The organism is Nostoc sp. LEGE 12454 (genome assembly GCF_056620565.1).
Genome location: NZ_JBWQXL010000036.1, coordinates 50,118 through 61,866, shown reverse-complemented (window position 1 = coordinate 61,866; position 11,749 = coordinate 50,118). Strand labels below are relative to the sequence as shown.

Genomic DNA, 11,749 nt, shown 5'->3' with positions numbered 1-11,749 from the left:
CATTTGTTGCGACATCTTCAGAGTCGAACAACTCACCTAGCTGTGCTTCGGATAATGCTGAATCTGAAGTTTCCCCAAAACTAATAGTTTCTGATAGTTCATCCACAGTATTCTCTGTGGTGTCCATCTGAATATAGGTCAATTCATTTGTTGCGACATCTTCAAACAGCAGTTGGGGATTTTCATCGACAGAGCCGAACAAATCACCTGGCTGTGCTTCGGATAATGCTGAATCTAAATTTTCCTCAAAATTGACGGTTTCTGATAGTTCATCCACAATATTGTCTGTGGTGTCTATTTGAATATAAGTCAATTCATTTGTTGCGACATCTTCAAACAGCAGTTGGGGATTTTCATCGACAGAGCCTAATGAATTAACTTCCAGATCGACAACAGATATATCTGGGCTTCCATTAGTAAATTCTGGAACAAAATCTAAAGATTCTGGTTGTTGTGGTCTGAGAATTTCTTCTCCAGGATGCTGCGCGAACAAAAGCGTTTCAGGCGTCGAGGTATCGTTGATTATAGGATAAATAGTTAAGTTACTTGATGTTAATTCATCAAATAAATTATCTCCAGAGTCTGATGATAATATCAAATCTAGCTGTTCTTGATGCTGGAAATTGATATCAAAACCTTCTTCTATATCAAAATTGGCCATAGGAGAAGGTATGGACTGCTGATTATCAGCAAAAATGTCATCAGCCGCCGCAGTAAACAAACTTTCATCTAACGCCCTTTCCACATTCTGCTCAATTAAGGAATCGAATTCGTCCTTTTCCTCTGTGGTTTCCTGGTTCCAGAAGTTGCTCAGATCATTTTCTGATTGAGAAAACTCAGGTTCTGTTACTGGAGGTGTATCAAATAAATCACTGAGTTCTGGTTCACTTGTCGATAGTTGTGGCTGTTCTTCCATTTCAGCAAACAAGTTGTCCAAAGACAAGTCTGTTGGCTGAGGTAATTCTATGTAGTCACTAGGGGTAATTTCTTCTACCCAATTTGCATTTTTAGTTTCTAAGAATAAGTTATCAAAATTATTTTCTTGGTTAGTAGATAGTTCCACACTGGTGAACGTATCAGTTTCTGGTTGAGTGACATTGCTGGTTGGCAATAGTTCATCATCATCTAACCCCAGTGTCAACAAATCTTCGACTTCACTATTTTGGACAATCTCGCTATTAGTCTGGTTTGTATCACTAGAAATATCAATAAATTCTTGTAAAATTTCGGAAGAAGATGAGTCTAAATTTATCTCAAATTCGTTAATATCGCTCAAGTCTAAAGGCGTAGCAGATGTTTGTTGATTTTGCGGTTCTGAATTATCTTTTTCTAGGAAATGGTCGCCAAATAACAAGGATAAATCTTCTGTTGTAGCGGTGGTTGTTGGGTGTAGCGCGTTGCTTATATCCTCATTAAAGGAGAGTAAGTCAGATAAATCGTTATGAGCGTCTTCAGCCTCAGTGCTGCTCAAATCAATTCCAAAGTCATCGGTAGTAACAATATCTAAGGTTTCTTCTTGATGCCAGCTTTCATCTAGTTCGGGAGTCTCACCGTCAAATAAATCGGCAAGGGTATTTAACTCAGCTATTCCTACCTCTGGGCCATTGGGATCGAGATTGTTACTGATTGGGTGTGCTTCGTCATGTGTGGTGAAAGTAAGACTAGTGTTTCTACTTTCGTTTAGTGGTATTCCTTGTAACTGAAGAGAAGGGCGTTCGTCAGAGACGTTGGCGTAGCTATGTTCTTCAGTTGTCTGGGCTAACGGCTTGGTGTCACCAAATAGAATTGACTCTGATTCTGTCAAAACCGGAGATTGTTCATCAAATAAATCAGGAGTAATTTCTAATAACTCAATTTCTGCAAAGTTTAAAAGTGCCTCTAGTTGCTGACTAATTGCAATTTCGGCTTCTCTACCTTGCAGAACTAATTCTTGAGCTTGTTTGATTTCGGTAATGACAATTTTAGCTAAAGTCAGATAAGTATTTTCGGGATTGCCGATCGCACTGGCTGCTGCTTGACACAAACCACACCAGTTGGGCAAATTCCAAGTTTCACCAAGTTTGACTAACTGGTGACAGCATTGCTGGAGGTTTTGCCGAGTTGAAGATGTTGTCGTTTGCTTAAATAATTGCAACATTTCCCGTAGTGTTTGCAGCACTTGGGCTTGAAACTCGCTCCAGTTATTATTTTCTTTAGCGGTGACTGGCGATAGCGCAGCGTTAGCGAGTCCGCGAGCGTCTAGCGCCTTGTGGGGTGCTACCGAGTCTGGAGATTCCTGATGGGTGTATTCTGCCAGATCGGGAATATCTCGCCGCATGAAAATTTCTGTAAGTGTGGAGACATTCTCTATAGAGGTTGTGAGTTCTGTTGCGTCAGAACTGCTGGGTACTCCACTCTTTGCTTGTTCTACAAGTAGTTCCAGATGCTGATACAGCCATTGAAAAACTGGCTCAGTTTCTGACATCAAAGTATTAGCTGCATCTTCAGAAAGACCATAAGGCCCACTCAAATGCTCTAAAAGCGATTTTAGGGTATCTGAGACACCAAGAAATAAAGACTCTAACTTTTGGTCAATCTGAACCGGATTATCTTTGAGAATTTTGAAACAATCTTCCAGACGGTGGGAGGTATGCTGGATGCTAGTCAATCCAAGCATCGCCGCTCCTCCTTTGATGGAGTGAGCCGCCCGGAAGACTTCACTGATCATTTCCGGATCGTTTAGAGTGCCCTCTAAATTCAGCAAGCCCTGCTCAATGGTATTCAGATGATCCCTGGCTTCTTCGATAAAGTAACCCAAAATCCGCTGTTGTTGTTCCGGCAGCATAGTTTTTTAGTCAAGAGTCATTAGTCATTAGTTATTAGTCATTAGTCATTGGTCACTTGTACTGAGCGTTGCCGAGGTATTGGTCATTAGCAAATAACAAAGGACAAAGGACAAATGACAATTTATCTGGTTTCCATAGTTTCCACTCGGAAACGTTCAACGGAGGCGATCAAGTCACGGGATACACCTACTAAGTGTTGTAGGGCACCTGAAACTCGCTGTGCTTCTTGGGAAGTTTCTTGGGCGGTCAGTTCTACTGATTGCATTACATGAGCAACGGCGCGGGAGGTTTCCGTTTGTTCTACAGTGTCACTAGTAATAGATCGCACAAGAATATCGATGCGATTCGCCACTTGAATAATGTTTTCGAGCGATCGCTTGGCATCTTCTGCCAATTTTGTACCTTTAATTACTTGTTGTGTGCCTTCTTCCATCGCGGTCATTACAGAGCCTGTTTCGCTTTGGATTTGCATCACAATTTGTTCAATTTCCTTTAGGGATTTAGCAGATTTGTCTGCTAGCTGGCGCACTTCATCTGCAACGATCGCAAATCCGCGTCCGGCTTCTCCGGCTCTTGCCGCCTCAATACTAGCATTGAGTGCTAACAAGTTTGTTCTCGAAGCAATTTGAGAAATCAACGCCACAATTTTAGAAATTTCTTGGGAAGATTCCGCCAACCGCTTCACTTTGCGAGTGGTTTCGGCAACGGTTTCTCGAATTTCTAAAATCCCTGCTACGGTATTTTCTACTGCTTCGCCACCTTTGAGAGCGATCGTGCTAGCATCACGAGCAACGGTTTCGGCTTCCCGCGCCGCCTCTGCTACCCGCTGAATCGAGTCGGTCATCACCTGTACAGAATTCAACGTTACTGCCAACTCTTCTGCTTGCCGCAAAGCATCACTAGATAAAGCTCTCGCAAAGGTTTCGGAGTTGGTTGCACCTTTTGTTACATCCTTCGCCGCCACTTTTACCTGTTGGACAATATCCCGCAGGTTTTGAATTGTTAGGTTAAAGGCGTCAGCTACGGCTCCCAGTACGTCAGCTGTCACTTCCGCTTGGACTGTTAAATCGCCTCTAGCAGCTCCTTCCACATCATCTAACAAACGAATCACCTGACGTTGCAGGTTTTCTTTGGCTTCTTCTTGTTCATCAGCTTTGCGTTGGGCTTCACTTGTGGTTGTGAAAATTACCCGCGCCATTTCATTAAAGCCAGTGGATAAATGCCCCAATTCATCTTCGGAAAACACTGTGGCTTGAGCATTCAGATTTCCTTGACGTACAGCCTCAAACTGAGCTTGGAGGTCATCAGTTGTGCGCCGAATTTGTTTAAGCGCCAGATTCCCCATGAAGCCTGCGGTAGCAAAACCTGCAATCCCAGCAGCTAGTGACATTGCCCAACCCGTGTTTCGTACTGATTCTCGTTGTTGGGGTGGCGAAAATGTGGTAGCGACAAAACTAACTGTGGCTACAACCAGCGCTGAGACAATGCCCACACTTCCAGCAATTAGCCATTGTTTTCGTTCGATGGAGGCATTTTCTAATGGTGCTAACCATCCCTGCTCGATGCTGACGTTGGGTTCTAGTTTGGAGATATCTGTTTGGCTAAAGACTGGAACGGCTTCATGGGAACCAGTCATTGAGAACAGTTCCTCTTCGCGATCGGCTGAATTACTTGCAAAAGCCTCTGCTACTTGAGGGCGTCCAGTGTCACTAGCTTCTGATGTAGCAGAATGCATTCCGACACTACCGAAGTTAGAATCTCCTTCGATCAGGTCAAACCCTGGAATATTGCCTAAATCGTCAAATTCCTCAAAGTCATCTAAAAACTCGATATTGCTCTTAGAATTTTCTCCATTCAGTATATTGCTTGAGTCTTCATAAGAGTTTAAACTCTCTGAGCCAAAGGCAGACTCAAATGCTTCCATATCAAAATTTTCATCGTCATCGAAGCTATTTTTACCGATTAATTCACCTGATTTAAACTGCTTTTCTTTTCGAGGTAAATTACTATTAAAAGATGATTCATTATCGGGCAAATTCGGCTGAAAATCTGATTCTGCTTCAACTTTTTTTGGCGTTAACCAGCTATGGGATTCGGTTTCAGATAAGTTGTTTTGACTGCCGTATTCCAAGTTATTTGTTGTTGACGAATCATTTATCGGTTCTTCTGAAACAATCAGTAAAGTTTCGTCTCCAAAACTAGATTTTTTATATTCTAAATTTCCCATACTCTGAGATGGAGACTTTGGCTCACTCAACAAATCAGGGAAATTATTCTCGTTATTATCAGTTTGTGAATTAGAAGATGAAGAGTTATTATTATCAATAGTTGAATTTCCGTAAGGAGAATTTATCCCATTATCTGAGAATTGACTATTTGCTAATGATTCTTCAGAAATATCTTCTGAGATACTTTCCTGCCAAAAAGCAGGCAACTCTAATTCTGCGTTCTCCTCCCAGTTTTTATTTGACTCTTGTTCCTGTGATTCTTCATTCATGGCAAAAGGGTCATCACCAAAAGCTATAGAAGAATCTGATATTTTTTCTGTTCCAATACTATCTTCTGTGGGCAGATCGAATGGACTTTTTGAAGATGTATCTTCAATGCCATTCATACTTTCTTGATGCTCTCCAAAAAAGTTCAAATCAAGGTTGTCGCTGTCAAACTCCTGATTAGCGCTTAAATCTTCTAATTCTGATTCTCTATATGCTAGTGGATCGGATATCTCTGAAGAGTTTATTTCCTCTTGACTTTCGGATGGATCGATCTGCCCACTAAATGACTCTAAATATTGATTGATATTGTCAATTCCATTCTTGGCAAAACCAATAATTTCTAGATCGTTAGTCAAGCCTAACACCTGTTGATATTCTTCTTTTGCTACATCATAGTGCTGTAAAACATAGTAGATGTGACCCCTCAACAAATGGGTATTGGGGTCATCTGGTAAATTTTGCACCACTTCGTCAACTAAAGTGGCCGCAACCTCATAATTTCTTTGAACATAGGCGGTCATCGCCTGTTGATATGTTGGCTCGTAATTATCAATACTTGCTGCCATTTCCTCCTCCAATTTCATCCTGCCCACCTAGCACTTCGTACAATTGCCATTTGATCGAGCAGTCGTAGACACTGATTATTTTTAGCACCTAATGACCACTCTCCACGTAAAAAGGGAGCCATCGTATCTGGAACACTAGTTGGTGGCATCAGATTTTGGACATCCAACCAGTCCATACCACCGATTTCCTCTACTGCTAAACCCACTATTGTGTCTTGCTCTTCAATGGCAATCACCGAAATTTCAGCTCTATCCGTGTTTAATGCACCTGCTTCCCCCAGAAATTGACCCAAATCGGCCACCCAAATAACTCGACCTCGTAAATTTAGAGTACCCAAAAGTAAAGGAGAAGCATTAGGAATCGGGGTGATTCTATCAGGACTTAGTTCAATTACCTCTCGGATGCCAGTTGCTTGTAGTGCAAACTCCTGATGCGAGGGAATGTAAAACCTCAAATGTAACTCACCTTCAGGACTTTCTACTTGTAATTCTGGTCGAAAGTGGTCTTGACCGCCGCCACTTAAAAAGTCCGGTTTGCTGACCATGTTGTTTTTATCCTTATCCTCGCAGCAGTTGTTTGACTGTTCCTACCAACTCGGTTGGTTGAAACGGTTTGGCTATGTAAGCATCTGCACCCTGCTTCATGCCCCAATAGCGATCGAATTCTTCGCCTTTGGAAGAACACATAACTACTGGGACGTTTTGGGTTTTTGGATCGGATTTTAACCGCCGACAAACTTCGTAGCCGTTCATTCGGGGCATGACAATATCTAATACCACTAAATCTGGAGGTGCTATTTGAATTGCCTCTAATGCTTCTAATCCATCACTAGCATGGGTAACTGTTAGGCCAGTTGCTTTCAGGAGGTCTGTAATCATCTCCCTTTGCGCTATACTGTCTTCCACAATCAGAACTGTGCTCATAAGTGTCTATTTACCTCCTGATTTAGACGTTCCTAATTGGAACATTCCCTGATTCCTCCGCAAGTATTAACTGTATAAATTAATTTTATGTCTTCACTATTTTCCCGGAGATTGACGTTTCACTCAGTTAACTGACTCTGTGATAACATCTTTTAACTCATCTTTTAGTAGATCAACAAATCTTTGATCTCTTTATATGCCCCATAGGTGAGAGAGATGAGGGAAAAATAATTAATGCCCCATGCCCAATTTTCATTGGTTGTTGATATATTTTTCTACGAGCATCAGTAACTCAGTGTCTGTAAACGGTTTTGTCAAATAATCTGTTGCCCCGACCATCCTAGCTTTGACTCTATCCATAAACCCATCTTTCCCAGTAAGCATGATAATCGGTGTGAGCCGAAATGCTGTTGAATGTCGCAGCATCGCGCAAACCTCGTATCCTTCCAATTCCGACATAGCTATGTCGCATAAAATTAAATCTGGTTTGAGTTGAAAAACCAAACTCAGTGCTTCTAAAGGATTGGTGAGAGCGATCGCTTCATAGCCTTGTGGTTGTAAGATGGAATTTATAGTCTCACCGATGGCGATCGCATCGTCAATACATACTATCCGCCCCATCGGTTTTTCTTTTAATTCCCAGCTATCCGTGTGTGGATCTGGGTGATTAGTCTCTGAATATACTAGTTGTAGCCAACTTTGTTGCACATAAGGATATATTGCCTTAGCGACTGTCAAAATGTCTCGGTTGAGATGGCGAGCTAGTTGTCGCAAGGATGTTTTACCATCAGCCCAATGTTGTAGCTTATTCACGGTTGCTTCTGGTAAAGAAGATTGTAGCTGAACTTTGTCAGATAGCACTGGCAATTGCTCTGGAGACTGAATGTGTGGATAGAGTTGCTTCCACTGTTGCAGCTGCTTGGTGATTTTTGTCACCAAGGGAGCAATCTCATAAGTGTTTAATTGCGGGGCAAGTGCTGCACCCTGATGGAAAATGAAGTTACCTTGGCGTAAACTCAGCAAATCAAAGAGGGTTTCATGCACCAAACCGTAAATGATACTAGCAGCTATCTTTGGGTTAATGATATTCCGCTCCAAGAGTGCCCAAAGATAGGCATACTCTGGCGCGTCGGTTGGTGGTAGGGTGGCAATTTGTTTGTCGGGGAGTCGCATCTCAACTCGATAATGACGTAAATAATCGCTAATTCTGGATAAACTACTCTCGCCTTCTTGGCAATAGATAATTTGACCATTAAGGAAAAAAACGAACCAAGACTGTTGTTTAGGGCGATAAATGTTTGCTCCATCTCCACCCAGTTTGTTGTTATGGTGAGAGCTATAAGCTTCCACCCATAGTTGCCCAGTTCGCTGTCCCAATTCAATCAATTGCAGGATACTGCAAATATCAATTTCATTTAAATTTCCCTGCATTTAGCTAAAAAGTACTCCTTAAGTATTGCTGAATTCTGAATCGTGAATTATGACTTATTCTTTAAGTATTGATTATGGAGTATTGAAAAGATCTTTACTCTATTCTGATTGTTATAGGGAATACATTAAGCTATAAACCTTTATCTTTCGTAATACAGTTTGACAAAGCTAGTGTTAACACGGAAGTCATCACCACTGTCATCAGTACAAAATATAAAGGCGCGACCAGATCGCTTCTATAAGTATCAAGACGTAACATCTTGCGTCTATAGTTTTGTCTGTCTTGTTCTTCTAAACCTTGGTTCAGTGAGACAAGTTAACAGAATTATTTAAGGTATATCTCAAAACACGAACTTTAAGTGCATCAATAAAGGACTAACGGTGTGCTGTATTTAGCAGAAGTACAAAAACAGAAAGGTGGTTTACTCAGTGGCGGTGGCAAAACCGAACTGAAACTGCTAGCTTGTCAGCGAACTGACCAGAATTGGAGTACTGTGTCGGAAGAGGTGATTGCCGCTGAGGACGCAAGCAAATTAAATGATGGTGCTTTGGTATTGGTTGAACTGAATCCGAATCGTCAAGTGCAGCGGATTCAAGAAGCAGGGCGTCCACTCGTCAACATTTTGCAGAATTTTTCCCGCCAGTTGGAGAAATTTAAGCTCAAGGAAGATGAGATCGATCAGTGGAAACAGTCACTCACATTTCAGGCGCAAGAGTTGAATCGCCGTGAAATGGACATGGAGGTACGAGCAGAACAGTTGCAGCAATTGGAGGATGAGGTACAACATCTAGAGGAGCAAAAACAAGAAGTTGACACCTCCCGCCAGGAAATTGAACGATTACAAGGAGAAATTGAGCGCAACCGCCAAGAGTTGGAAGGCGCTTGGGAGCATTTACGGGGTGAGCAGCGTCGCCTGGAAGAACGCCAAGCGGATTTTCAACAAGGGACGGTTTTGGATGAGGAGCAAAGTCGAGTAATGAGTGAGTTACTCGATCGCTTGTCTAGTCGTGTTACTCCTACGGAAAAAGTTAGAGAACACCTGCATCTAGCCTTTGAATTGGTCGAAAAGCAGCAAGCAACTCTTACCCCGCACTGGCAAAAACTGGAGGAGCATAAAAATGCGATCGCACAACAGCAAGAAGAAGTTGAGCGTTTATCACAAACTTTTAGCGATCGCCAAAATGCATTACAACAAGCACAAAATTCTTTAATTCAGCAAACTGCCCAATTACAAATAAATACAGCAGACCTTACCAGTAAGCAAGAATATGCTCGGCTCGTCAAAGAGCAGTTACGAAACGCCGAAGAGTTATATCAACAGATGCATTCTTTAGCGGTAACATCTGGTGATGTAGTTCTCGGCAAGCAAGCTGATGTGGAGGCTTTGGATAAAATGCCTTTAGAAGAACTACAAAAGATAGTGCAAGACTTGCAGCATAAGTTAGAAATCGACGCTAGCTTTGTTCACGATCAAGAACAAGAACTGAAATATAAACAAGAAGCTATAGAAGAACTCCAAACTAAATTAAATCAAGCATCTGACCATGACCACATCAATTTGGAATTAGAACTAACTGATGAAAAAGACCTTTATCAGATGCTAAATTCCAGTTTGGTGGGGCAACGCCGCAATATGCTACAGCACCAGAAGTTTCTCAAGCAACATCAAGCTGTACTGCTACGGCGGCAAGGACATACTGTTACTGAAGAAGAGGAAAGTAACAACAAAATTAATTTAGAACCGATTTTGTTACAAATTGAAACCCAGCGACAACAATATTCACAGGAAATCCAAAAGCTGGAACGTGAAATTGAGCAGATTCGTTCTGGTGTTGAACTAAATCAGGGAATGATTGACAATCAAACTCACGATCTAGATGAAAAGCGCCAAGAATTAAAAGCGATTGAGGAAAACTTGCTATCCCTACGAAGAACAACTGCTGAATTATCTGGTCGAGTGAATCTTTATCAAGAAGCACTACAACCAATTCAAGATTCTCTAGATGGATTACGGCAAAAGCTGCAAGGAATTGCAGAATCTTTAGATCAATTCCAGGAAACTGGTGATTATCAAGTCCAAGCGATCGCTCAGTTGCGTCATACTCTCCAGAGTTTAATGCCTCAGCCAGAATTACTAGCGTCTTAACAAGTTTTGGGGCTTTAGCCTAGCTAAAGCCCAAGTATGAACTAGGAGTTTAGTTATTACTCTATAAATAAACTAGATTCTACATGAAATAATAACTCCTTGTATTTATCTGGATTAAAAGTAAGGGTCATTTTTCCAGTTCTCCTTATCATATTCTGTATGGTTGAGGATATATTTAATATAAATTAACTGCCCTTCGTAATCTATACTAACAATCAAGCGATATTTATTTCCTTTAATATTGAATACTGTAAAGTTACCAACAGCTTCAGCTTTAATAAAAATTTGCTGTACTAATAATGTGCATCGTCCCTGATAACAAAAAGCTTTTAAATAACTATTTCAAACAGATCCAGTCACCTTCTACTTGAGCGATCGCACCACCAGGAAATGGATCGGTTTGCGATCGGTTGGGCGCTATAATTAAAGCCGTTAATTTTTCAATGTGTTCAAAACTGGGCGCATCAGTCAATATTTGCTGCAATACCTGACGCATCACCCGACGTTGCAATGCCAGTGGTGCTTTCTGTAATACCCGACGATTTAACCGTAAGGGAAAAACAGTAAGAGAATCTTCTTCATGCCTCACGCCCAATGCCGCACCCCGCAACTGCTGGGCAGTTTTTTCCAAATATTCCACTTCCGCTTGTAAAAGTTCTGCTGTTTGAGCTAGGGCTGATTCTACTTTTGGGTTGAAATTATCTCGCAAATATGGTAATAATTCTTGACGGATGCGGTTGCGGGCATATTGCAAATCTTGATTGGTGGAATCTTCCCAAATTGGTAATTTAAATTCTTGACAAAATTGCTCTGTTTGTATCCGAGTAATTTCTAAAAGTGGACGCACTAACCCAATGCCTGTAGTTAGGGGGCGTTGCCAAGTCAGGGCTTGTAAACCATCAGCACCAGTACCGCGAATTAAATTGTAGAGGAGAGTTTCGGCGCGATCGCTGGCGGTGTGTCCTGTAACTATATATTGATAATTATTTGCTTGTGCGATCGCACTTAAAGCTTGATAGCGCCAATCGCGTGCAGCAGCTTCACTATTTATAGGCTTGTTCGCTGTTTCTAAACAAAAAGATATACCCCAAGTTTTAGCTAAGTTTTCGACGTGGTTAGCGTTAGCTTCGGAGTCAGAACGCCAGCGATGATCGCAGTGAGCGATACCTAAATACCATCCCCATTTGGATTGTAAATCTAAAAGTAATTTTATTAAACACAAAGAATCTTGTCCGCCGGAGACAGCGACTAATAGCCGCTGGTTGCGCTCAAATAAGTGGCGCGATCGGATCGTGCGATGGATTTTTGCGTGTAGAGGAGTCCATACCATATAGAAATAATTTACCCATAACTGAATATGT

General features: G+C 41.6%; 7 protein-coding genes and 1 pseudogene. 1 reads left to right on the top strand and 7 read right to left on the bottom strand.

The genetic code is table 11. From position 1 onward, the window contains the following. The 5 genes from AC1F2U_RS26465 to AC1F2U_RS26445 all read right to left on the bottom strand — a co-directional run. The coding region (locus AC1F2U_RS26465) for an Hpt domain-containing protein (RefSeq protein WP_480263797.1) at window positions 1-2,824 on the bottom strand (2,824 nt) is incomplete at its 3' end. A 122-nt stretch (window positions 2,825-2,946) separates the two neighbouring features. Further along, window positions 2,947-5,886 carry a methyl-accepting chemotaxis protein gene (locus AC1F2U_RS26460; protein ID WP_480263795.1) on the bottom strand — a complete coding sequence of 980 codons (2,940 nt, stop codon included), beginning with the start codon at window positions 5,884-5,886 and terminating at the stop codon, window positions 2,947-2,949. A 14-nt stretch (window positions 5,887-5,900) separates the two neighbouring features. Then, the gene (locus AC1F2U_RS26455) at window positions 5,901-6,431 is read right to left on the bottom strand and encodes a chemotaxis protein CheW (RefSeq protein ID WP_322662863.1); all 531 of its coding nucleotides are present in this window, start codon (window positions 6,429-6,431) and stop codon (window positions 5,901-5,903) included. A 13-nt stretch (window positions 6,432-6,444) separates the two neighbouring features. After that, a complete protein-coding gene (locus AC1F2U_RS26450) occupies window positions 6,445-6,810 on the bottom strand; it encodes a response regulator transcription factor (RefSeq protein ID WP_069073698.1) in 366 nt (121 codons plus the stop codon). 252 nt (window positions 6,811-7,062) lie between these two features. After that, on the bottom strand, window positions 7,063-8,241 hold the full coding sequence (locus AC1F2U_RS26445) for a response regulator (RefSeq protein WP_480263794.1): 1,179 nt from the start codon (window positions 8,239-8,241) through the stop codon (window positions 7,063-7,065). 383 nt (window positions 8,242-8,624) lie between these two features. Here AC1F2U_RS26445 and hmpF point away from each other — a divergent pair, with 383 nt between their 5' ends. Next, window positions 8,625-10,388: a pilus motility taxis protein HmpF gene (gene hmpF, locus AC1F2U_RS26440; RefSeq protein WP_480263792.1), complete on the top strand. Its 1,764-nt coding sequence runs from the start codon at window positions 8,625-8,627 to the stop codon at window positions 10,386-10,388. Between the two features lie 114 nt (window positions 10,389-10,502). On the opposite strand, the pseudogene AC1F2U_RS26435 reads toward hmpF, so the two are convergent. Next, window positions 10,503-10,682 (bottom strand): annotated as a pseudogene (locus tag AC1F2U_RS26435) (type II toxin-antitoxin system HigB family toxin); the annotation flags it as partial. 43 nt (window positions 10,683-10,725) lie between these two features. Further along, complete coding sequence (gene tilS, locus AC1F2U_RS26430; protein WP_480263791.1) at window positions 10,726-11,718, bottom strand: tRNA lysidine(34) synthetase TilS; 993 nt, start codon at window positions 11,716-11,718, stop codon at window positions 10,726-10,728. Between the last annotated feature and the right edge of the window lie 31 nt (window positions 11,719-11,749).